The sequence below is a fragment of the Serratia sp. 4542 genome (assembly GCF_016805595.1).
GTDB classification, from domain to species: domain Bacteria; phylum Pseudomonadota; class Gammaproteobacteria; order Enterobacterales; family Enterobacteriaceae; genus Serratia; species Serratia nevei.
Genome location: NZ_RXKV01000007.1, coordinates 90,130 through 111,526, shown reverse-complemented (window position 1 = coordinate 111,526; position 21,397 = coordinate 90,130). Strand labels below are relative to the sequence as shown.

General features: G+C 61.8%; 20 protein-coding genes and 1 riboswitch. Of the genes, 9 read left to right on the top strand and 11 right to left on the bottom strand.

Going from position 1 to position 21,397, the window contains the following annotated elements:
- Nucleotides 1-21: 21 nt before the first annotated feature.
- The 3 genes from EKL15_RS09410 to EKL15_RS09400 all read left to right on the top strand — a co-directional run bounded on the left by EKL15_RS09410 (nucleotide 22) and on the right by EKL15_RS09400 (nucleotide 3,671).
- The gene (locus tag EKL15_RS09410; protein ID WP_203089296.1) at nucleotides 22-2,100 is read left to right on the top strand and encodes an iron ABC transporter permease; all 2,079 of its coding nucleotides are present in this window, start codon (nucleotides 22-24) and stop codon (nucleotides 2,098-2,100) included.
- Nucleotides 2,101-2,111: 11 nt separating this feature from the next.
- Complete coding sequence (gene fbpC, locus EKL15_RS09405) at nucleotides 2,112-3,158, top strand: ferric ABC transporter ATP-binding protein (protein WP_060438023.1); 1,047 nt, start codon at nucleotides 2,112-2,114, stop codon at nucleotides 3,156-3,158.
- A gap of 246 nt (nucleotides 3,159-3,404) precedes the next feature.
- Entirely contained in the window at nucleotides 3,405-3,671 is a 267-nt protein-coding gene (locus EKL15_RS09400; protein ID WP_049201133.1) for a hypothetical protein, read from the top strand.
- Nucleotides 3,672-3,712: 41 nt separating this feature from the next.
- Here the strand turns inward: EKL15_RS09400 and dusC are convergent, their stop codons facing one another.
- From dusC to rhlE, 3 genes are all read right to left on the bottom strand, one after another.
- Entirely contained in the window at nucleotides 3,713-4,645 is a 933-nt protein-coding gene (dusC, locus tag EKL15_RS09395) for a tRNA dihydrouridine(16) synthase DusC (RefSeq protein ID WP_038879839.1), read from the bottom strand.
- Between the two features lie 84 nt (nucleotides 4,646-4,729).
- Entirely contained in the window at nucleotides 4,730-5,689 is a 960-nt protein-coding gene (locus EKL15_RS09390; RefSeq protein WP_149572051.1) for a D-2-hydroxyacid dehydrogenase family protein, read from the bottom strand.
- A gap of 114 nt (nucleotides 5,690-5,803) precedes the next feature.
- On the bottom strand, nucleotides 5,804-7,183 hold the full coding sequence (gene rhlE / locus EKL15_RS09385; protein ID WP_042783890.1) for an ATP-dependent RNA helicase RhlE: 1,380 nt from the start codon (nucleotides 7,181-7,183) through the stop codon (nucleotides 5,804-5,806).
- Nucleotides 7,184-7,480: 297 nt separating this feature from the next.
- On the opposite strand from rhlE, the gene cecR reads away from it, so the two are divergent.
- From cecR to EKL15_RS09360, 5 genes are read left to right on the top strand one after another with little or no spacing between them, the layout of a single operon-like run.
- Nucleotides 7,481-8,179 (top strand): transcriptional regulator CecR, encoded by a 699-nt coding sequence (cecR, locus tag EKL15_RS09380; protein WP_203089294.1) that lies wholly within the window; start codon nucleotides 7,481-7,483, stop codon nucleotides 8,177-8,179.
- A gap of 18 nt (nucleotides 8,180-8,197) precedes the next feature.
- On the top strand, nucleotides 8,198-9,184 hold the full coding sequence (hlyD, locus tag EKL15_RS09375; RefSeq protein WP_060436916.1) for a secretion protein HlyD: 987 nt from the start codon (nucleotides 8,198-8,200) through the stop codon (nucleotides 9,182-9,184).
- An 8-nt stretch (nucleotides 9,185-9,192) separates the two neighbouring features.
- Entirely contained in the window at nucleotides 9,193-10,929 is a 1,737-nt protein-coding gene (locus EKL15_RS09370) for an ATP-binding cassette domain-containing protein (RefSeq protein ID WP_100396151.1), read from the top strand.
- Nucleotides 10,926-12,080, top strand: coding sequence for an ABC transporter permease (locus EKL15_RS09365; protein ID WP_038870906.1), 1,155 nt, complete (start codon nucleotides 10,926-10,928; stop codon nucleotides 12,078-12,080). The genes EKL15_RS09370 and EKL15_RS09365 overlap by 4 nt, the downstream gene beginning before the upstream one ends.
- A gap of 12 nt (nucleotides 12,081-12,092) precedes the next feature.
- Complete coding sequence (locus EKL15_RS09360; RefSeq protein ID WP_033637509.1) at nucleotides 12,093-13,199, top strand: ABC transporter permease; 1,107 nt, start codon at nucleotides 12,093-12,095, stop codon at nucleotides 13,197-13,199.
- 75 nt (nucleotides 13,200-13,274) lie between these two features.
- Here the strand turns inward: EKL15_RS09360 and EKL15_RS09355 are convergent, their stop codons facing one another.
- From EKL15_RS09355 to moaA, 6 genes are all read right to left on the bottom strand, one after another.
- Complete coding sequence (locus EKL15_RS09355; protein WP_033637508.1) at nucleotides 13,275-13,985, bottom strand: Bax inhibitor-1/YccA family protein; 711 nt, start codon at nucleotides 13,983-13,985, stop codon at nucleotides 13,275-13,277.
- 130 nt (nucleotides 13,986-14,115) lie between these two features.
- Nucleotides 14,116-14,583: a molybdopterin synthase catalytic subunit MoaE gene (gene moaE, locus EKL15_RS09350; RefSeq protein WP_004939764.1), complete on the bottom strand. Its 468-nt coding sequence runs from the start codon at nucleotides 14,581-14,583 to the stop codon at nucleotides 14,116-14,118.
- Between the two features lie 2 nt (nucleotides 14,584-14,585).
- Nucleotides 14,586-14,831: a molybdopterin synthase sulfur carrier subunit gene (gene moaD, locus EKL15_RS09345; RefSeq protein WP_141958379.1), complete on the bottom strand. Its 246-nt coding sequence runs from the start codon at nucleotides 14,829-14,831 to the stop codon at nucleotides 14,586-14,588.
- Entirely contained in the window at nucleotides 14,828-15,307 is a 480-nt protein-coding gene (moaC, locus tag EKL15_RS09340) for a cyclic pyranopterin monophosphate synthase MoaC (protein WP_033637506.1), read from the bottom strand. Before moaC ends, moaD begins: the two co-directional genes overlap by 4 nt.
- 3 nt (nucleotides 15,308-15,310) lie before the next feature.
- Nucleotides 15,311-15,826: a molybdenum cofactor biosynthesis protein B gene (moaB, locus tag EKL15_RS09335; protein ID WP_033642238.1), complete on the bottom strand. Its 516-nt coding sequence runs from the start codon at nucleotides 15,824-15,826 to the stop codon at nucleotides 15,311-15,313.
- Between the two features lie 24 nt (nucleotides 15,827-15,850).
- Nucleotides 15,851-16,837, bottom strand: coding sequence for a GTP 3',8-cyclase MoaA (moaA, locus tag EKL15_RS09330; RefSeq protein WP_004939778.1), 987 nt, complete (start codon nucleotides 16,835-16,837; stop codon nucleotides 15,851-15,853).
- Nucleotides 16,824-16,968, bottom strand: a riboswitch (molybdenum cofactor riboswitch). Its footprint overlaps the gene before it by 14 nt.
- Before the next feature lie 259 nt (nucleotides 16,969-17,227).
- On the opposite strand from moaA, the gene yvcK reads away from it, so the two are divergent.
- Nucleotides 17,228-18,145 carry a uridine diphosphate-N-acetylglucosamine-binding protein YvcK gene (gene yvcK / locus EKL15_RS09325; protein ID WP_049201149.1) on the top strand — a complete coding sequence of 306 codons (918 nt, stop codon included), beginning with the start codon at nucleotides 17,228-17,230 and terminating at the stop codon, nucleotides 18,143-18,145.
- Nucleotides 18,146-18,151: 6 nt separating this feature from the next.
- Here yvcK and EKL15_RS09320 read toward each other — a convergent pair whose 3' ends face one another.
- Both EKL15_RS09320 and uvrB read right to left on the bottom strand, forming a co-directional pair.
- The gene (locus tag EKL15_RS09320) at nucleotides 18,152-18,418 is read right to left on the bottom strand and encodes a VF530 family DNA-binding protein (RefSeq protein WP_049201151.1); all 267 of its coding nucleotides are present in this window, start codon (nucleotides 18,416-18,418) and stop codon (nucleotides 18,152-18,154) included.
- A 100-nt stretch (nucleotides 18,419-18,518) separates the two neighbouring features.
- Nucleotides 18,519-20,531 (bottom strand): excinuclease ABC subunit UvrB, encoded by a 2,013-nt coding sequence (gene uvrB, locus EKL15_RS09315; protein WP_049201153.1) that lies wholly within the window; start codon nucleotides 20,529-20,531, stop codon nucleotides 18,519-18,521.
- Nucleotides 20,532-21,397 lie beyond the last annotated feature (866 nt).

Here is a 21,397-nt window from a genome sequence, read left to right as displayed (position 1 = left end):
GCCTGAACATCCGGGAAACTTATGTCACATACACATGCACTCCATCTCGTGAAAAAACGAGATGCGATATTCCTTTGGGTCTTGCTTGGCTGGCTGGCGTTCGCCCTGCTGCCGAGCTGGAGCCTGGATTACGGCCTGCTGGAGTCCACCGGCGATGAAATCCTCGCGGCCTACGGCTGGTCACACCGCAATGTCAGCTGGCTATGGTGCCTGTTGCCGAGCCTGCTGCTGCTTCGCCCTTACGCCCCGGCGGGCGGTGAACGGCGGCGGCGCCACGCGTTCGATGCCGGCTGGGCGCTGCTGTGCATGGCCTTTATCGTCGTCAGCGCCACGGTGGCGGGGCGCGGTCTAGGCTACGCCACTCTGGTGCAATTGACCGCGCTGGGCGCCATCATGACGCTGGCGCTGACCCGCTTCGAATGGCTGGGCGGCGACCGTTTCGTTATCGGTGCGCTGGTCACCATCGTGGCGCTGATCGGCGTCTTCATCGTCTGGCCGAGCATCGCGATTTTCATTCCGATGTTCACCGACCAGGCGGGGGCATTCGCGCCGCTGGCGTTTATGAACGTGCTGTTGCAGGCGCATATCGTTCAGGTGATCCTCAACTCCATCGCCCTGTCGATCGCGGTCGGCGCCGGCTGCACCTTCTTCGGCCTGGTGCTGGCGATTTACACCACCCGCATCGCCAAGCGCAGCGCCATTATCGGCCGCATCTTCTCCATCCTGCCCATCGTCACGCCGCCGTTCGTCGTCGGCCTGGGCGTCACGTTGATGATGGGGCGCTCCGGCTACGTCACCGAGTGGATGGTGGCCTGGTTCGGCCTGACCAACACCAACTGGCTGTACGGCTTTACCGGCATCTGGCTGGCGCAGGTGCTGGCGTTCACGCCGATGGCGTTCATGATCCTCGACGGCGCGATCAAGACCATTCATCCTTCGCTGGAAGAAGCCTCCTACACCCTGCGCGCCAGCCGTTGGCAAACCTTTAACGGCGTGTTCGTGCCGCTGCTGAAACCGGCGCTGGCCAACGCGTTTCTGATCGTGGTGGTGCAATCGCTGGCCGACTTCAGCAACCCGCTGGTGCTCGGCGGCAACTTCGACGTGCTGGCGACGCAAATCTATTTCTACATCACCGGCTCGCAGCTCGACTATCAGGCCGCCAGCACCCTCGGCGCCTTCCTGCTGCTGTTCTCGCTGCTGGTGTTCTGCATCCAGTACCTGTGGATCGGCAAGCGTTCCTACGTCACCGTGTCCGGCAAATCCTATCGCGGCGACGTACAGCCGCTGCCGGTCACGCTGGTGTGGGGCGTGATTGCGTTGCTGGCGGTGTGGGTAGCCTTTAACGCCCTGCTCTACGGCAGCATTTTCTACGGCAGCTTCACCGTCAACTGGGGAGTGGATTACACGCTGACGCTGGATAACTTCATCAAGCTGTTCGGCCAGGGCATGAGCGACGGCGCGTGGCCTTCGCTGCTCGACACGCTGCTGTACGCCGGGATCGCCGCGCCGATCACCGCCGCCTTCGGCCTGCTGATCGCCTGGATCGTGGTGCGCCAGCAGTTCAGGGGCAAAAAGACCATCGAGTTCACCACCATGCTGTGCTTTGCGGTGCCGGGCACCGTGGCGGGCGTCTCTTACATTCTCGCCTTCAACAGCGCGCCGGTGTACCTCACCGGGACGGCCGCCATCGTGATTATCTCGATGGTGATGCGCAACGTGCCGGTGGGCATTCGCGCCGGGATCGCCGGGCTGGGCCAGATAGACAAATCGCTGGACGAAGCCTCGCTCAGCCTGCGCGCCGGCTCGCTGCGCACCATTACGCACATCCTGCTGCCGCTGCTGCGCCCGGCGATCCTGTCGGCGCTGATCTACAGCTTCGTGCGCGCCATCACCACCGTCAGCGCCATCGTTTTCCTGGTGACGCCCGATACCCGCGTGGCCACCGCCTACATCCTCAACCGCGTGGAAGACGGCGAATACGGCGTGGCGATCGCCTACGGTTCAATTCTGATCGTGGTGATGCTGGCGATTATTTTCCTCTTTGACTGGCTGATCGGCGAGGCACGCATCTCCCGTTCAAAAGCCAAAAACCAGGCGTAATGGAGCCCATGATGAGCCAGAAAAATTTCGTTGAACTGCGCAACGTCTCCAAACGGTTCGGCAGCAACACGGTGATCGATAACATCACGCTCACCATCCCTCGGGGGCAGATGGTGACGCTGCTCGGCCCTTCCGGCTGCGGCAAGACCACCATTTTGCGCCTGGTCGCCGGGCTGGAGAAACCGAGCGACGGGCAGATATTCATTGATGGTGAAGACGTTACCCATCGTTCCATCCAGCAGCGTGACATCTGCATGGTGTTTCAGTCTTATGCCCTGTTCCCGCACATGTCGCTGGGAGAAAACGTCGGCTATGGGCTGAAGATGCTCGGCATTCCGCGCGCCGAAGTGAAAGCGCGCGTGCAGGAAGCGCTGGCGATGGTGGATCTGGCGGGGTTCGACGATCGCTATGTCGATCAGATCTCCGGCGGCCAACAGCAGCGCGTGGCGCTGGCGCGCGCGCTGATCCTCAAGCCGAAAGTGCTGCTGTTCGACGAGCCGTTGAGCAACCTCGACGCCAACCTGCGCCGCAGCATGCGCGAAAAGATCCGCGAGCTGCAAAAGCAGTTTGATATCACGTCGCTGTACGTCACTCACGATCAGAGCGAGGCTTTCGCGGTCTCAGACACCGTGCTGGTGATGAACAAGGGGCATATCATGCAGATAGGCTCGCCGCAGGATCTCTATCGGCAGCCGGCGTCGCGCTTTATGGCGAGCTTTATGGGGGACGCCAACCTGTTCCCGGCCGGCTTCAGCGCGGACTATGTCGATATCAGCGGCTATCGCCTGCCGCGCCCCGCGCACTTTGCCACCGAAGGCGCCGGTACGGTGGGCGTGCGGCCGGAAGCGATCACGCTGAGCGAGCACGGCGAGGAAAGCCAGCGCTGCGTGATCCAGCATGTCGCCTATATGGGGCCGCAGTATGAAGTCACGGTGGCGTGGCATGGGCAGCAGATTTTGCTGCAGGTCAACGCCACCCGCCTGCAGCCCAACGTCGGCGAACAGTATTATCTGGAAATTCACCCCTACGGCATGTTTATGCTGGCGGACGCGGCATAATAAGCATCACTCTTAAGCGTTAGAATAACGGTCATTCCTCATGGAATGACCGTAAATAACCACCCAAAAAACCGTATTTATCTATTTTTACAATTCCTTCCAAGTCCTTGTTCAGCCGAGAAATAAATATATCCGTATTCATTAAAAAATAACCACCTGGGCCACCAAGGATGATATTTTTATTTAGATGGGGTAAGCTTAATCCCGCAGTCGAAATTATTTAACGGCCAACTCAAGGAGAAATTCATGAGCAACAATGCAAACGCACAGGCGCAGCTGGATAATTTACGCAACGTCGCTTCCCAGCTGAAGGAAATGCGCCACTATGCGCAGTCGAACACCGAAACGCTCTCCGCACACTGGCTGGCCTTCGATCAGGGGGAATGCAAAAATAAGGCATTCGCCGAAGCCATTAACGACCTGTTGAATAAACAGGGTGCCTGCCTGGAAGGGCTGGAAAAAACCATTCAGGATATCGAGATAGAATTGAACCGTCTCGACAAAGCCGCCTGATAATACCGATTTAAATAAACCCGCCGCGTGCGGGTTTATTTTTAGCTACGGCAGATGACGCGCGCAATATCCCCCGATGTCGTCAGCGCGCGTATTTCGCTGAACAGTTCGGTGGCTTCGTCATATTCTTTGCGCAAATAGCCCAGCCACTGTTTGATGCGCGCCACGTGATACAGGCCGGTGTCGCCCTGCTTTTCCAGATGGACGTATTTTTGCAGCAGCTCAACCACCTGAGGCCAGGGCATGCGCGGTTCGTTGTACTTCACCACCCGGCTCAGGTTTGGCACGTTGAGCGCGCCGCGCCCCAGCATGATGGCGTCGCAGCCGGTCGCCTGCAGGCAATCCTGCGCGCTCTGGTAATCCCAGATCTCGCCGTTGGCGATCACCGGGATGCTCAGCCGTTGACGGATCTCGCCGATCGCCGCCCAGTTGATGCGATCCGCCTTGTAGCCGTCCTCTTTGGTGCGGCCGTGCACCGTCAGCTCGCTGGCGCCCGCCTGCTGCACCGCATCGGCGATTTCAAAGCTGCGGCTGGAGGAGTCCCAGCCCAGGCGCACCTTCACCGTGACCGGCAGATGGGCCGGCACCGCCGCGCGCATCGCTTTGGCGCCCTGGTAGATCAATTCCGGATCTTTGAGCAGCGTCGCCCCGCCGCCGCTGCCGTTCACCAGCTTGGACGGGCAGCCGCAGTTGAGATCGACGCCGTAAGAGCCCAATTCCACCGCGCGCGCGGCGTTCTCCGCCAGCCACTGCGGGTACTGCCCCAGCAGCTGTACGCGCACCAGCGTGCCTGACGGCGTGCGGCTGGCGTGGCGCAGCTCCGGGCACAGCCGGTAGAACGATTTGGCCGGCAGCAGCTGATCGACCACGCGCAGAAATTCGGTGATGCACAGATCGTAGTCGTTCACGTCGGTGAGCAACTCACGCACCAAAGAATCGAGAACGCCCTCCATCGGAGCCAATAATACGCGCATGACCAATCCCAGCTAAAAAAAGACCCGCAATGATACGGGTGAATGCCCGCGCCAGACAAGCCTCTGCGGGCATTAAAAGCGCCGTCAGCCCAGCCGGCGGATCGGTTGGCCGGCGAGGAACGCCGCAATGTCCTCGACCGCCTCGGTGAAGTAGGCGCGGTAGTTGTCGTCCGCCACGTAGCCCACATGCGGCGTGGCCAGCACGTTGGGCAGCTGACGAAACGCATCGTCGGCCGGCAGCGGCTCCGTCTCGAACACGTCCAGCCCGGCGCCGGCGATCTTCCGCTGTTGCAGCACGTCCACCAACGCCGCCCGATCGACGATCGCCGCACGCGAGGTGTTGATCAGATAAGCAGTGGGCTTCATCGCCGTCAATTCGTCGCGCCCCACCAGCCCGCGGCTGCGATCGCTCAGCACCAGGTGGATAGAGACAAAATCGCTCTGCTCGAACAGCGCCCGTTTGGACGGCGCCAGTAGGGCCCCCTCCTGCGCCGCCCGTTCCGCCGTCAGGTTCTGGCTCCAGGCCAACACCCGCATGCCGAACGCCTGCGCCACCCGGGCCATCTGGCCGCCGATCTTGCCCAGCCCCAGCAGCCCCAGCGTTTTCCCCTGCAGGGTGACGCCGAGATCCCGCTGCCACGGGCCGTTGTTTTTCAGCCCGACGCTTTCCGGCACGATATGCTTCGCCAACCCGAGCAGCAGCGCCCAGGTCAGCTCCATCGGCGCCGCCGCCCCGCTGCGGGTGCCGCATACCACTACGCCGCGCTCGGCGGCGGCAGCCAAATCGATAGAAGCGTTGCGCATGCCGGAGGTGATCAGCAGCTTCAGCTTCGGCAGCCGCGCCAACAGCGAGGCGGTCATCGGCGTGCGCTCGCGCATGATGACCAGAATGTCGCACTCCTGCAGATGCACCGCCAGCTCCGTCTCATCGGTAAAGTGCGCGCTGATGGCGGACACCTCCACCCGATCGGCCAGCGCCGACCAGTCCGCCATCTTGAGCGCCACCTGCTGGTAATCATCGAGAATTGCGCACTTCAATTTCATCTCCGTCTCCTGGAATGTAGGGTTAGCCACCGTCCAGCCTAGTACGAAAATGCCGTTCCGCCAGGCAAAAAAAAAGCCGCCCGTATCGGCGGCTTACTCTTTGAGCAATCAGGCTTATTCAGCCGGTTTGCGGTTGCGTGGGCGACGCGAAGCCGGTGCGCCGGAACGGCGCTGGCCATCACCCTGCGGGCGGGCGTTACCGTTGCCATTGCCGCGGTTTTCACGCTGGCCGCCGTTCGCGTTGCCGCTGCGCTGACCGCCGCCGTTACCGGAACGCTGGCCACCGCCGTTGCCGCGCGGGGCGCCGCGCCCGCCACCCTGACGGCCGTTGATGATCGGCTCGGCCTTGATGGTCGGATCCGGCTCGTAGCCCGGCAGCGCGATGCGTGGAATTTCACGCTTCAGCAGACGCTCGATGTCGCGCAGCAGCTTGTGCTCATCCACGCACACCAGCGAGATAGCTTCGCCGGTGCGCTCCGCGCGGCCGGTACGGCCGATGCGGTGCACGTAGTCTTCCGGCACGTTAGGCAGCTCGTAGTTCACCACGTGCGGCAGCTGGTCGATATCCAGGCCGCGCGCCGCGATGTCGGTCGCCACCAGCACGCGGATGCGGCCGTCTTTGAAGTCGGCCAGAGCACGGGTACGGGCGCCCTGGCTCTTGTTGCCGTGGATCGCCGCTGCGGTGATACCGTCTTTGTTCAGCTGCTCCGCCAGGTGGTTGGCGCCGTGCTTGGTGCGGGTAAACACCAGCACCTGTTTCCAGTCGCCTTCGCCGATCATCTGCGACAGCAGTTCCCGCTTACGCTTCTTGTCGACGAAGTGCACGCTCTGCTCGATCTGCTCAGACGCGGTGTTGCGGCGCGCCACTTCTACCGAAGCCGGGTTGTGCAGCAGCTTGTTGGCCAGCGCCTTGATGTCGTCGGAGAAGGTTGCGGAGAACAGCAGGTTCTGACGCTTGGCCGGCAGCTTGGCCAGCACGCGGCGGATGTCGTGGATAAAGCCCATGTCCAGCATGCGGTCCGCTTCGTCCAGCACCAGAATTTCGATTTTGGACAGGTCAACCGCGTTCTGATGTTCCAAATCCAGCAGACGGCCCGGCGTTGCCACCAGGATATCGACGCCGCCGCGCAGCTTCATCATCTGCGGATTGATGCTCACGCCGCCAAACACCACCAGCGAACGCAGGCGCAGGTGTTTGCTGTAGGCATCGACGTTTTCGCCGATCTGCGCCGCCAGCTCACGGGTTGGCGTCAGGATCAGCGCGCGCACCGGGCGACGGCCCTTGACCGGATGGTCATGCTTGCTCAGCAGCTGCAACAGCGGCAGGGTAAAACCGGCGGTTTTACCGGTGCCGGTCTGGGCGCTGGCCATCAGGTCACGACCTTCCAGCACGACAGGGATAGCCTGACGCTGAATTGGCGTCGGTTCGCGATAGCCCTGTTCTTCAACAGCGCGCACAATTTCAGCACTTAAGCCGAGGGTTTCAAATGACATAAAGAGAAAAACTCCAGATCCCCCCTAACCTAACGGTGTTCGGTGCAGTTTCCTGGGAGGATGATCAGACGGGGCATTAAGCATGACCACGAGGGATTGGCACAAACTGCAGTGCACCAGGCGGCGATTGTAACAGAAGTCGCGCAATAAAAAGCACTTTTACGCACCCAGAGCACAATCTGCCGTAAATTCAGCATTGTCTGAAGCCGATCACATAACTCATTGTGATTAGCGGTTGCGTTTTAAACAATCTGGCATAAAGTTAATCATATGATTGATTAACTTTGAGCGTGCCCCATGCCAGCTTCCGTCCCTCATCAGGCCGCCGGCCGAGCGCGCGGCGAGCAAACGCGCCGGCAGCTGCTCGCCGCGGCGACCGAACTGTTCGGCGAATGCGGCCTGGAAGGCGCCACCACCCGCGACATCGCCCAACGGGCCGGCCAGAATATCGCCGCCATCACCTATTACTTCAGCTCCAAAGAGGGGCTGTACCTGGCCGTGGCGCAGTCGCTCGCCGATTTCATCCAGCAGGCGTTCGCCCCGCTGGCCGAGGAGGTCGATCGCTTCTGGCAACAGTCCGCCGCGCAGCGCTCACCCGACGCGGCGCTGCGTTTGCTGCAGCGTGGCCTGCTGGCCTTCAGCGAACTGATGACCCAGCCGCACACGCTGAACCTGAGCAAAATCATGTCGCGCGAACAGCTCGCCCCGACCGAGGCCTACCCGCTGATCCACAGCCAGGTGATCGCGCCGATGCACGCGCGGCTATGCCGCCTGCTGGCGGCCGCGACCGGCATCGACGAACAGGTGACCCGCCTCGTGCTGCATACCCATGCGCTGATCGGCGAGGTGCTGTCGTTTCGCGTGGCGCGCGAAACCATCCGCCGCCAGGCCAGCTGGCAAGCCATTGGCGAGGACGAAGCGGCGCAGATCGGCGCCGTGCTGAGCGAACATATTGAGATTCTGGTTACCGGGCTGCGCCAACGTCACGGCGCGTAAATTCAGGCAGGGAGTGTTATGAACAAAAAACGCAGTGCCTTGATCGTGTTGTTAATTCTGCTGATCGCGGCCGCCGCTTACGGGGTATGGCATTACCAACAACAGCAGGATAAGCCGCTGACGCTGTACGGCAACGTCGACATCCGCACGGTGAACCTCGGCTTTCGCGTCGATGGCCGCCTGGCGTCGCTGACGGTGGATGAAGGCGATGCCGTTCAGCCGGGCCAGCTGCTCGGCAAACTGGACGACGCGCCCTACCGCAACGCGCTGCAGCAGGCCGAAGCCAACGTCGGCAGCGCGCGCGCCAAGCTGTCGCTGCTGCAGGCCGGCTACCGCAGCGAAGAGATCGCCCAGGTACGGTCGGAAATGGCGCAGCGCCAGTCCGCCTTCGCCTACGCCGACAGCTTCCTGAAACGCCAGCAGGGGCTGTGGGCGAAAAACGCCACCTCCGCCGACGCGCTGGAGGATGCGCGCACCGCCCGCAATCAGGCGCAGGCCAACCTGCAGGCGGCGAAAGACAAGCTGTCGCAATACCTCAGCGGCAACCGCCCGCAAGAAATCGAACAGGCCAAGGCCGACGTGGCGCAGAGCGAGGCGGCGCTGGCACAGGCGCAGTTGAACCTGCAAGACGCCACGCTGGTCTCCCCTTCCGCCGGTACGGTACTGACCCGTGCAGTGGAGCCGGGCACCATGCTCGGCGCCGGCGGCACGGTCTTCACCCTGTCGCTGACCCGGCCGGTGTGGGTGCGCGCCTACGTCAACGAAACCCGCCTGAACCAGGCGGTGCCCGGCACCGAACTGGAGATCTACACCGACGGCCGCCCCGACAAGCCTTACCACGGCAAGATCGGTTTCGTCTCGCCGACCGCGGAATTCACGCCGAAAAGCGTTGAAACGCCGGATCTGCGCACCGATCTGGTGTACCGCCTGCGGGTGATCGTCACCGACGCCGACGACGCGCTGCGTCAGGGCATGCCGGTCACCCTGCGCTTCGCCAAACCCTGAGGCCGGCCATGGAACAGGCGCACACCATTGAGCTGGAAGGGCTGGAGAAGCGCTTCCCGTCGCTTGAGAAACCGGCGGTCGCCAGCCTGACCACCACCCTGCGCAGCGGCGCGGTGATCGGGCTGGTCGGCCCGGACGGCGCCGGCAAAACCACCCTGCTGCGCATGCTGGCCGGGCTGCTGCAGCCCAGCAGCGGCAAACTGCGGGTCGCCGGGTTGGATCCGATCGCGCAGGATCGTCAACTGCACGCGATCCTCGGCTACATGCCGCAGAAGTTCGGGCTGTATGAGGATCTGACGGTGATGGAGAACCTGACGCTGTACGCCGATCTGCGCGGCGTCACCGGCGATCTTCGCCGCCAGACCTTCGAGCGGCTGTTGAAATTCACCGATCTGACCCGCTTCACCGAGCGCCTGGCGGGCAAGCTGTCCGGCGGTATGAAGCAGAAACTCGGCCTGGCCTGCACGCTGGTGGGCGAACCTCAGGTGCTGTTGCTGGATGAGCCTGGCGTCGGCGTCGACCCGATCTCGCGCCGCGAGCTGTGGCGCATGGTGCATGAACTGGCCAACGACGGCATGCTGATCCTGTGGAGCACCTCTTATCTCGATGAGGCCGAACAGTGCCGCGAAGTGCTGCTGCTCAACGAGGGCGAGCTGCTGTTCAGCGGCGCGCCGCAGGCGCTGACCCGCCGTATGGCCGGGCGCACGGTGTTGATCGCCGCGCCCCCCGGCAGCCATCGATCGCTGCTGCAGCGGGCGATCTGCCTGCCGGCGGTCACCGATGGGGTGATCCAGGGCAAGTATCTGCGCCTGATTCTGAAGGAAGGCGAAGATCACCGGCAGCTGTTGCAGGCGCTGGATCTGCCGGAGGCCGAACTGGACGAAGCGGATCCGCGCTTCGAGGATGCGTTTATCGATCTGCTCGGCGGCGGCCCCAACCACCGCTCGGCGCTGGCGGAGATCATGCCGACGGTCAACGGCGCAAGCGGTGAAACGGTGATCGAAGCGGTGCAGCTGACCAAAAAATTCGGCGACTTCGCCGCTACCGATCACGTTGATTTCCAGGTGCGGCGCGGCGAAATTTTCGGCCTGCTCGGGCCGAACGGCGCCGGCAAGTCCACCACCTTTAAAATGATGTGCGGCCTGCTGATCCCCTCCAGCGGTAAGGCGCTGGTGCTGGGGATGGATCTCAAGACCAGCTCCGGCCAGGCGCGCCAGCGCCTCGGCTACATGGCGCAAAAATTCTCGCTGTACGGCAACCTGACGGTGGCGCAGAACCTGAAGTTCTTCTCCGGCGTCTACGGCCTGAGCGGCAAGGCGCAGCGCGACAAAATCGACGAGATGTCCCGCGCCTTCAACTTCGCGCCGATCCTCGATCAGACGCCGGACGCGCTGCCGCTCGGCTTCAAACAGCGCCTGGCGCTGGCCTGCGCGCTGATGCACGAACCGGATATCCTATTCCTCGACGAACCGACTTCCGGCGTCGATCCGCTGACGCGGCGCGAGTTCTGGTTGCACATCAACGGCATGGTCGACAAGGGCGTCACGGTGATGGTGACCACCCACTTTATGGACGAAGCGGAGTACTGCGACCGCATCGGCCTGGTGTACCGCGGCAAAATCATCGCCGCCGGCACGCCGGACGATCTCAAACAGCAGGTGGCGCGCGACGACAATCCCAACCCCTCGATGGAGCAGGCATTTATCGAGCTGGTGCAGGGTTACGATGAGGAGGAATCACGGTGAGCGATAACCGCACCCCAATCGACGACGGCGGCTTCTCCTGGCGCCGGCTGCGCGCGCTGTGTCTGAAGGAAACGCGGCAGATACTGCGCGATCCCAGCAGCGGCCTGATCGCCTTCGTCATCCCGCTGATGCTGCTGTTTATCTTCGGCTACGGCATCAACCTGGACTCCAGCAAGCTGCATCTGGGCATTCTGATGGAGCAGCAGAGCGAAGACGCGCGCGATCTGGCCCAGGCTTTCGCCGGTTCGCCCTATATCGAACCGACCATCAGCGACAACCGCCAACAGCTGATCCAGCAGATGCAGGCCGGCACGATCCGCGGCCTGGTGGTGATCCCGGTGGATTTCGACCAGCGCATGGCGCGCCCGCACGACAGTGCCCCTATCCAGATCATCACCGACGGCAGCGAGCCGAACACCGCCAACTTCGTGCAGGGCTATGCCCAGGGCGTATGGCAAATTTGGCAGCAGCAGCGCGCCACCGATCGGGGGAACAGCGACAAACCGCTGATTGACGTGCAGATGCGCTACTGGTTCAACCCGGCGGCCATCAGCCGGCACTACATCATTCCCGGCGCCATCACCATCATCATGACGGTGATCGGCGCCATCCTCACCTCGCTGGTGATCGCCCGCGAATGGGAGCGCGGCACCATGGAGGCCCTGCTGTCCACCCAGGTGACGCGCAGCGAGCTGTTGCTCTCCAAGCTGATCCCTTATTACTTCCTCGGCATGGCCGCGATGGCGCTGTGCATGGCGGTGGCGGTATGGGTGCTCGGCGTGCCCTATCGCGGCTCCCTGCCGATCCTGCTGCTGATCAGCAGCCTGTTCCTCGCCAGCACCCTCGGCATGGGCCTGCTGATCTCCACCCTCACCCGCAATCAGTTCAATGCGGCGATGGTGGCGCTGAACGCCGCCTTCCTGCCGTCGATCATGCTGTCCGGCTTTATCTTCCAGATCGACAGCATGCCGGCCATCGTGCGCGCGGTGACCTATATCATTCCGGCGCGCTACTTCGTCAGCACGCTGCAAACGCTGTTCCTGGCGGGCAACGTCGGCACCGTGCTGCTGATCAATCTGCTGTTCCTGATCGCTTCCGCCGTGGTGTTCATCGGCCTGACGGCCTGGAAAACCCAACGCCGGCTGGATTGAGGAGAAAGAGCGATGTTTCATCGTCTGTTGACGCTCATCATCAAGGAAATGCAGGCGCTGCTGCGCGATCCGCAAACCCGCGCCATTTTAATCATGCCGGTGATCCTGCAGGTGCTGCTGTTCCCGTTCGCCGCGACGCTGGAAGTCACCAACGCCACCATCGCGGTCTACAGCGAGGACAGCGGCCAAGCCTCGGTAGAGCTGACCCAGCGCTTCGCCAAGGCCAAGGCCTTTCAACACGTGCTGCTGCTGCGTAGCCCGCAGGAAATAAAGACCACCATCGACAACCAGCGAGCGCTGCTGCTGATCCGCTTCCCGGCGCAGTTCTCGCGCGATATCGCCACCGGCAACACCGCGCCGCTGCAACTGCTGCTCGACGGGCGCAACTCCAACAGCGCGCAGATCGCCGCCAACTACGTGCAGCAGATCGTGCAGGAATATCAGAACGAGCTGCTCGGCAACCGCGCCAAACCCAACAACAGCGAGCTGGTGGTGCGCAATTGGTATAACCCGAATCTGGACTATAAATGGTTCGTGGTGCCGTCGCTGATCGCCATGATCACCACCATTGGCGTGCTGATCGTCACCTCGCTGTCGGTGGCGCGCGAACGCGAACAGGGCACACTGGAACAGCTGCTGGTCTCGCCGCTCACCACCTGGCAGATCTTTATCGGCAAGGCGGTGCCGGCGCTGATCGTCGCCAGCTTCCAGGCCAGCATCGTGCTGCTGATCGGCATCTTCCTGTACCAGATCCCGTTTGCCGGATCGCTGCTGCTGTTCTATGCCACCATGCTGATCTACGGGCTGTCGCTGGTCGGTTTCGGCCTGCTGATCTCGTCGCTGTGCGCCACTCAGCAGCAGGCGTTCATTGGCGTGTTCGTGTTCATGATGCCGGCGATCCTGCTCTCGGGTTACGTCTCGCCGGTGGAGAATATGCCGGTGTGGCTGCAGGATCTGACCTGGGTCAACCCGATACGCCACTTCACCGACATCACCAAGCAGATCTACCTGAAGGACGCCAGCTTCGACATCATCTGGCACAGCCTGTGGCCGCTGCTGGTGATCACCGCCACCACCGGCAGCGCCGCCTACGCGCTGTTCCGCCGCAAAATCGCATAAAAAAAGCTCTGCATGTCACATGCAGAGCCCGGTAAGTCCTGTGGATTTCAAGCTACTGCTTGAAAGGCCACGGATTTAGCGACGGTTGCCGAAGATACGCAGCAACATCAGGAACAGGTTGATGAAGTCGAGATACAGCGTCAGCGCGCCGACGATGGCGTACTTGCGGAAGCTGTCTTTATCATCGGCGTTCAGCTGCTCGCCCATCGCCTTGAGTTTTTGCGTGTCGTACGCGGTCAGGCCGACGAACACCACCACCCCGATGTAGGTAATCGCCCACATCAGCGCGGTGCTTTTCAGCCAGATGTTTACCAGCGAGGCCAGCACGATGCCGATCAGCGCCATGAACAGCATGCTGCCGAAGCCGCTCAGATCGCGCTTGGTGGTGTAACCGTACAGGCTCATGGCGCCGAACATGCCGGCGGTGACCACGAAGGTGCTGGCGATCGAGCTGTAGGTGTAGGCGATGAAGATGCTCGACAGCGTCAGCCCGGTCAGCGCCGAGTACAGCATGAACAGCGAAGTGGCCACCGCGCCGCTCAGGCGGTTGACCATGCCGGAGATCACGAACACCAGCGCCAGTTGGGCGATGATCAGACCGAAGAAGGTGATCTGGCTGGAGAAGATGAAGTTGAGGATCGCGGGCGTGTTGGCCGCATACCAGGAAACGAACGCCGTCAGCAGCAGACCGCAGGTCATCCAGCCGTAAACCTGCGCCATGTAGGCCTGAATGCCGCTGTTGGCACGTTCGACGATTGAACCATTAGAGCGTGGATATCGGTCCATGACGGTTACCTTTTGCGTAGTAAACAAGATTCCGAAGCCCCGCGAACGGGGCTTCGCCTGCTATAAGCGTACCACAGAATATGCCGGGCGAAAGCGGCAAAGGTCTTGATTTGTTTCCGCTGTTGACGCGTTATTTAGCCGCGTCGTGCCAGCGCTGCGCGGCCTCGCGATCGCTGTCGCGGGCGTCTACCCAACGATCGCCCTGGCCGGTGGCTTCGCGCTTCCAGAACGGCGCGCGGGTCTTCAGGTAGTCCATGATGAACTCGCTGGCGGCGAACGCCATGCTGCGGTGCGCGCCGGTCACGCCGACGAACACGATCTCGTCGCCGGGATACAGCGCGCCGACGCGGTGGATCACCGTCACCCGCTGCAGCGGCCAACGGCTGCGCGCCTCGGCCACGATCTCCGCCAGCGCCTTCTCGGTCATGCCGGGGTAGTGTTCCAGCGTCAGCGCGCTGACGTCGTCACCCAGATTATGGTTGCGCACCTTGCCGGTGAAGGTCACCACCGCGCCATCGGCGTCGCACTGCGCCAGCCACTGGTACTCGTCGCCGACGTTGAACGGCGCCTCGCCCACGCGAATGCGGGTATTTTCCATGCTTACCCCCCGGTGACCGGCGGGAAGAAGGCCACTTCATCGCCAGGGCGCAGCGGATGGTCCGCCGCCACCAGCGACTGATTGACCGCCGCCAACAGCTTGCCGGACTCCAGCGCCAGCGCCCAGCGATCGCCGCGCGCGCACAGCGCCTGGCGCAGCGCCTCGACGGTCGGGTAATCCGCCGGCATCGACAGGCCACCGGTGCCCACCAGTTCGCGCACCTGCGCGAAGAAAAGAATATCGATCATACGTTCACCTTAAAATCGCCGGATTTGCCACCGCTTTTCGCCAGCAGGCGCACCGGGCCGATCACCATGTCTTTCTGTACCGCTTTGCACATGTCATAGATGGTCAATGCCGCCACCGAGGCGGCGGTCAGCGCCTCCATCTCGACGCCGGTTTTGCCGGTCAGCCGGCAGCAGGTTTCGATGCGCACCCGGCTGTGCTGCGTTTGCGCCTCCAGCTGTACTTCGACCTTGCTCAGCATCAGCGGGTGGCACAGCGGGATCAGCTCCCAGGTGCGTTTGGCCGCCTGAATGCCGGCGATGCGCGCCGTGGCGAACACGTCGCCCTTGTGATGGCTGCCGTCGACGATCATCGCCAGCGTGGCGGGCAGCATCTCGACGAAGGCTTCGGCGCGCGCCTCGCGCACCGTTTCGGCCTTGGCGGAAACGTCAACCATATGGGCTTCGCCGGCGGCGTTAATGTGGGTTAGCTGTGTCATGACTCAGGGCTTCTTCAAATGGGGCTGGAAGTTGCACGGGCGATGGCGCGCGTCCAACTGCTCTTCGATAATCCGCTCCCAGGCGGTGCGGCAGGCGCGGGTAGAGCCCGGCATGGCGAAGATCACCGTGCGGTTGGCCAGGCCGGCCAGCGCGCGCGACTGGATCGTCGCGGTGCCGATCTCTTCGTACGACACCATGCGGAACAGTTCACCGAACCCTTCCACCTCTCTGTCGAACAGCGGCAGCAGCGCTTCCGGCGTGTTGTCGCGGGCGGTAAAACCGGTGCCGCCGGTGATCAGCACCGCCTGCACGTTGTCATCGGCGATCCAGGCGGAAACCCGCGCGCGGATCTGGTAAATGTCATCTTTGACGATGGCGCGATCCACCACCTGATGACCGGCTTCCTGCGCCGCTTCCTGCAGATATTGGCCGGAGGTGTCTTCCGCCGCGCCGCGGCTGTCAGACACGGTCAGGATGGCGATATGCGCCGGAATAAACTCGCTGCTCGCATGGCTCATGGTTCAATAGGCTCCTATTGGCTGTCAGCCGCCGATAAACGACAGGTTCTGGGTGATCCCGCTGTTGCCCTGATGCAGGAAATGGGTCTGCTTCTTGCTCAGCAGCCCGCTCTGGATGCGCGCCTTCAGCGCGTCGAGCTGGCCGTCGTCCGCCAGCAGATCGCGCAGGGGCACCCCCTGCTCGCCGAACAGGCACAGGTGCAGATTGCCGATGGAAGAAACGCGCAGCCGGTTGCAGCTGGCGCAGAAGTCTTTCTCATAAGGCATGATAAGACCCACCTCCCCCTGGTAGTCCGGGTGGCTGAACACCTGCGCCGGGCCGTCGCTGCGGCCGCGCGCCTGGCGCTGCCAGCCCTGCTGCTCCAGCTGCCGGCGAATCACTTCGCCGGAAACGTGGTGTTTGCGAAACAACTCGCCGCCCTCGCCGGTTTCCATCAGTTCGATAAAACGCAGCTGGATCGGCCGGTCTTTGATCCAGGCGAGAAAGGCGCCGAGCTGCTGGTGGTTAACGTCGCGCATCAGCACCGCGTTGACCTTAACCTTGCTGAAACCGGCGCTGAAGGCGGCGTCGATGCCGTCCATCACCTGGCGGAACTTGTCCTGACCGGTGATGGCGTGAAACTGACGGGGATCCAGGCTGTCGACGCTGACGTTAATCGCCGTCAGACCGGCGTCACGCCAGGCGGCGACGTCGCGCGCCAGACGGTAGCCGTTGGTGGTGACAGCCAGGGTACGGATGGCCGGGTTTTCCCGCACGGCGGCGATGATCTCGGTAAAATCGCGGCGCAGCGAAGGCTCGCCGCCGGTCAGGCGCACCTTTTCGGTGCCCAGTTCGGCGAACGCGCGGCTGACGCGGCGGATTTCATCCAGCGACAGGAAGCTTTTCGGGCTGCCGCTCGGCTTGTAGCCGTCGGGCAGACAATAGGTGCAACGAAAGTTGCACACGTCGGTGATCGACAAGCGCAGGTAATAGAACTTGCGCTCATAAGCATCAATGAGTTGCGGCACCATAACACCTTTCCAAAGTCGGGAGATGCGAGCGTTTCCCCTCTGCACCCTGGTGGCTGACTTCGCCACGGCCCAGGCGCCATATCGTTCCGGATGAACAACGTAGGCGCAGGGGCTAGGAGTTTGATTTCTCTTCCCGCTACCTTGAGTAGCCGGAACGAAACCGTGGTTTTCAGCAGAATTCTAGCGCTAATCGGCAACGATAGCCAACGCGTAAATTCGCTATATAATTGTCTATACAGCGTTTTTAGACGCCGCGTATTCTGGTAAACCATGATAAACATCACTTGCGCGGACGAATTGACCGGAATCACGCAAATGACACTCTTATCGCGTTTTTATGCCGGATCCGCTACCTTATGCGGGCAGTTCAGCCCCTTTGTAAGGAAATTTATGCGTAATCGTACCCTGGCCGATCTCGACCGCGTGGTGGCGTTAGGCGGCGGACACGGTCTGGGCCGTGTGATGTCGGCCCTGTCGTCCTTAGGCTCCCGCCTGACCGGCATCGTCACCACCACCGACAACGGCGGTTCCACCGGCCGTATCCGCCGTTCGGAAGGCGGCATTGCCTGGGGCGATACCCGTAACTGTCTCAACCAGCTGATCACCGAACCGAGCGTCGCCTCGGCGATGTTCGAGTACCGCTTCAGCGGCAACGGTGAGCTGGCCGGCCACAACCTCGGCAACCTGATGCTGAAAGCGTTGGATCACCTGAGCGTGCGCCCGCTGGAAGCGATCAACCTGGTACGCAGCCTGCTGAAGGTGGACGCGGCGCTGATCCCGATGTCGGAGCAGCCGGTGGATTTGATGGCGCACGATCACGAAGGCAACCATGTTTACGGTGAAGTGAATGTCGACCAGCTGACCCATATGCCGCAGGAGCTGATGCTGTCACCACCGGTCAACGCCACGCGCGAAGCGCTGGACGCCATCGCGCAGGCCGACGTGATCCTGATCGGGCCGGGCAGTTTCCTCACCAGCCTGATGCCGCTGCTGCTGCTGGACGATCTCACCCAGGCACTGCGTCGCAGCAGCGCCAGCATGATCTATATCGGCAACCTCGGCCGCGAGTTGAGCGTGGCCGCCGCGGCGCTGTCGCTACAGGATAAGCTGACGCTGATGGAAGAGAAGATTGGCCGCCGGATGATCGATGCGCTGATCGTCGGCCCGGCGGTGGACGCCAGTGAAGTGCAGGATCGGGTGGTGATTCAACAGCCACTGGAAGCGAGCGACATCCCCTACCGCCACGATCGCCAGCTGCTGCGCCAGGCGTTGGATCGGGCGCTGGTGGCGCTTGCCGCCCGCCGCTGACCGAATTTAACCGTCTCGCCCGCGCAGCCAGGGATTATCGCTGGCTGGGGCGGGATGGCTGACCATATCGATATACAGATCTTCCACCTCTTTGCGCGCCCAGGGCGTGCGACGCAAAAACTTCAGGCTGGACTTGATGCTCGGATCGCTGCGGAAGCAGTTGATGCGAATGCGCGCGCCCAGCTCGGACCAACCGTAGTGATCCACCAGTTTAGTCAGCAGTTGCTCCAGCGTCACGCCGTGCAGCGGGTCTTTGGACTGGTGTTGGCTCATGTTCGGTACTCTTCGTGGTCAAATCGGGCCGCACACCATAACAGCTTTGGCGCGGCCGACAAGGAATTTTGACGCCCGCGGCGCGGGCGCCATCCAACGGTCAGGAAATCGCGATGAACTGCTCGCGCAGCTGGTGGATCTCGTCGCGCAGCGCAGCGGCCTGTTCGAACTCCAGGTTTTGCGCGTGGGTGTACATCTGCGCCTCCAGATCGCGGATTTTCTGATCCAGCGCTTTCGGCGTGAGGTTCTGAAGCGAAGCACCGCCGTCCAGCGCCTTGCCCTTGCCTTTGTTCTTGGCGCGGTTGACCGGCTGGCCGATCTGCAGAATATCGCCGATCTTCTTGTTCAGCCCCTGCGGCACGATGCCGTTGGCTTCGTTGTAGGCCTGCTGCTTGGCGCGGCGCCGCTCGGTTTCACCGATCGCCTTGGCCATCGAATCGGTGATGCGATCGCCATACAGGATCGCCTTGCCGTTCAGGTTACGCGCCGCGCGGCCGATGGTCTGGATCAGCGAACGCTCGGAACGCAGGAAGCCTTCCTTGTCGGCGTCCAGAATCGCCACCAGCGACACCTCAGGCATGTCGAGCCCCTCACGCAACAGGTTGATGCCCACCAGCACGTCGAACTCGCCCAGACGCAGGTCACGGATGATTTCGACCCGTTCCACGGTATCGATGTCCGAGTGCAGGTAGCGCACGCGCTCGCCATGCTCTTCCAGGTATTCGGTCAGGTCTTCCGCCATGCGTTTGGTCAGGGTGGTCACCAGCACGCGCTCGTTGATCGCCGCGCGCTTGCGGATCTCGGAGAGCAGATCGTCCACCTGGGTGGCGACCGGTCGCACCTCCACGATCGGATCCAGCAGCCCGGTCGGCCGCACCACCTGATCGATCAGATCGCCGCCGGATTTCTCCAGCTCATATTTGCCCGGCGTCGCGGAGACATAGATGGTCTGCGGCGCCAGCGCCTCGAACTCCTCGAAGCGCAAGGGGCGGTTGTCCAGCGCCGACGGCAGGCGGAAACCGTACTCCACCAGCGTTTCTTTACGCGCGCGGTCGCCCTTGAACATCGCGCCGATCTGCGGAATGGTGACGTGGGATTCGTCGACCACCAACAGGCCGTCCGCCGGCAGGTAGTCGAACAGCGTCGGCGGCGGCTCGCCCTCGGCGCGCCCGGACAGGTAGCGCGAGTAGTTTTCGATGCCCGAGCAGTAACCCAGCTCGTTCATCATCTCCAGATCGAACTGGGTGCGCTGCGTCAGGCGCTGCTCTTCCAGCAGCTTGTTGTTGGCCAGCAGCACCTTGCGGCGGTCCGCCAGATCGACCTTGATCTCTTCCATCGCCTGCATGATCCGCTCACGCGGCGTCACGTAGTGCGATTTCGGGTAGATGGTAAAACGCGGCACCACCTGCTCGATCTGCCCGGTCAGCGGATCGAACAGCGACAGCCGTTCCACTTCATCGTCGAACAGCTCGACGCGCAGCGCCAGCTCGTCCGACTCCGCCGGGTAAATGTCGATCACCTCGCCGCGCACGCGGAAGGTAGCGCGCTGGAAGGCCTGATCGTTGCGGGAGTACTGCAGCTCCGCCAGCCGGCGCAAAATGGAGCGTTGATCGATGATCATACCCTGGGTCAGGTGCAGCATCATCTTCAGGTAAAGATCCGGATCGCCCAGGCCGTAGATCGCCGACACCGACGCCACCACCACCACGTCGCGCCGCTCCAGCAGCGCCTTGGTGGCGGAAAGACGCATCTGCTCGATGTGCTCGTTCACCGAAGCGTCTTTTTCAATGAAGGTGTCGGAGCTGGGCACATAGGCTTCCGGCTGGTAGTAGTCGTAGTAGGAGACGAAGTATTCCACCGCATTCTCCGGGAAAAACTCTTTCATCTCGCCGTACAGCTGCGCCGCCAGCGTCTTGTTCGGCGCCAGCACCATGGTCGGCCGATTCAGATCGGCTATCACGTTGGCGATGGTGAATGTCTTGCCCGAACCGGTGACCCCCAGCAGCGTCTGGTGCGCCAGGCCGTCTTCCAGCCCCTCTTCCAGCTTGCGGATGGCTTCCGGCTGATCGCCGGCCGGTTTGAACTCTGAATGCAGTTTGAAAAGTTTACTCATTGCTCGGCTACCCTGTGGAGATGCGCGCGCTCAGGCGGCCAGCCGGCTCTGCGCCGGGCATGGCCCCTAATTATGGAAAGTGTCGGCGATTTGCGCCAGTGCCCATGATACTGGATATAAAACCAGCTTCAAGCGGATTCGTCGCCGGGATCGACGCCGCTGCAACGTCGCTGCACCGTGGCGTTACAGCCCGGTGACATTTTTATTGTCAATAACAGATTTATCCCCAGAACTTGCCGCGAATTAACTTATTGATAGCACGGCGTCGAAAAATCATACATAGAGGCCTGATCAATACCCCTGCGTCTTGATTTTAATTAAATTATTGATATTTAATAACATTAATAAAAAGACGAGAATGCGGACAAAGCGAACAGAACCCGCGTCGGCTCTCGCTTTACAGCGTTTTTCTAAATCTAATACACAAGGTTATCCACAGGAATAGTGGATAACTCTCACCGCCCCGCCCGGGGCGGGAGTTACAGAAAGAAAGCTTTTCGCCCTTTACACTCGCCAAAATGCCTTTTTTAGTTATTTTTTCATAAAAATATCGCTTTGTTTATGCCGATTAATACTAAAAATCCCCATTGCCAAAATCGCATTGGCCCCTTTCACGCGGATCGCTCTTGACTGCAGGGCAACGCCTTGCACCATGCCCTGACCAAAGAGCACCATAAGAGTGCAAAAAACGTCCGGGTTAACTTCCCCGCGTATTTTCGGGCCGCCACGGCAGCGCCTGTCAGGCCTGACGCGTGGTTAACAAGGCGATAACAATCCCCGTTTTCACCCGGCGGCAAAACTGGCCTGAGAGTTGCTTTATCTTCCTGCGTATAAACGCGGTGCGGCAGCATGATGCGCTGCCTTCC

Coding starts and splice junctions, on each gene's coding strand:
- rhlE (WP_042783890.1), bottom strand. CDS start 7,183: ATGTCATTTGAAACCCTCGGCTTAAGTGCTGAAATTGTGCGCGCTGTT.
- uvrB (WP_049201153.1), bottom strand. CDS start 20,531: ATGAGTAAACTTTTCAAACTGCATTCAGAGTTCAAACCGGCCGGCGAT.
- EKL15_RS09355 (WP_033637508.1), bottom strand. CDS start 13,985: ATGGACCGATATCCACGCTCTAATGGTTCAATCGTCGAACGTGCCAAC.
- dusC (WP_038879839.1), bottom strand. CDS start 4,645: ATGCGCGTATTATTGGCTCCGATGGAGGGCGTTCTCGATTCTTTGGTG.
- moaD (WP_141958379.1), bottom strand. CDS start 14,831: ATGATCGATATTCTTTTCTTCGCGCAGGTGCGCGAACTGGTGGGCACC.
- EKL15_RS09360 (WP_033637509.1), top strand. CDS start 12,093: ATGTTTCATCGTCTGTTGACGCTCATCATCAAGGAAATGCAGGCGCTG.
- fbpC (WP_060438023.1), top strand. CDS start 2,112: ATGAGCCAGAAAAATTTCGTTGAACTGCGCAACGTCTCCAAACGGTTC.
- hlyD (WP_060436916.1), top strand. CDS start 8,198: ATGAACAAAAAACGCAGTGCCTTGATCGTGTTGTTAATTCTGCTGATC.
- EKL15_RS09390 (WP_149572051.1), bottom strand. CDS start 5,689: ATGAAATTGAAGTGCGCAATTCTCGATGATTACCAGCAGGTGGCGCTC.
- cecR (WP_203089294.1), top strand. CDS start 7,481: ATGCCAGCTTCCGTCCCTCATCAGGCCGCCGGCCGAGCGCGCGGCGAG.
- moaE (WP_004939764.1), bottom strand. CDS start 14,583: ATGGAAAATACCCGCATTCGCGTGGGCGAGGCGCCGTTCAACGTCGGC.
- moaC (WP_033637506.1), bottom strand. CDS start 15,307: ATGACACAGCTAACCCACATTAACGCCGCCGGCGAAGCCCATATGGTT.
- EKL15_RS09370 (WP_100396151.1), top strand. CDS start 9,193: ATGGAACAGGCGCACACCATTGAGCTGGAAGGGCTGGAGAAGCGCTTC.
- yvcK (WP_049201149.1), top strand. CDS start 17,228: ATGCGTAATCGTACCCTGGCCGATCTCGACCGCGTGGTGGCGTTAGGC.
- moaB (WP_033642238.1), bottom strand. CDS start 15,826: ATGAGCCATGCGAGCAGCGAGTTTATTCCGGCGCATATCGCCATCCTG.
- EKL15_RS09320 (WP_049201151.1), bottom strand. CDS start 18,418: ATGAGCCAACACCAGTCCAAAGACCCGCTGCACGGCGTGACGCTGGAG.
- EKL15_RS09400 (WP_049201133.1), top strand. CDS start 3,405: ATGAGCAACAATGCAAACGCACAGGCGCAGCTGGATAATTTACGCAAC.
- moaA (WP_004939778.1), bottom strand. CDS start 16,837: ATGGTGCCGCAACTCATTGATGCTTATGAGCGCAAGTTCTATTACCTG.
- EKL15_RS09410 (WP_203089296.1), top strand. CDS start 22: ATGTCACATACACATGCACTCCATCTCGTGAAAAAACGAGATGCGATA.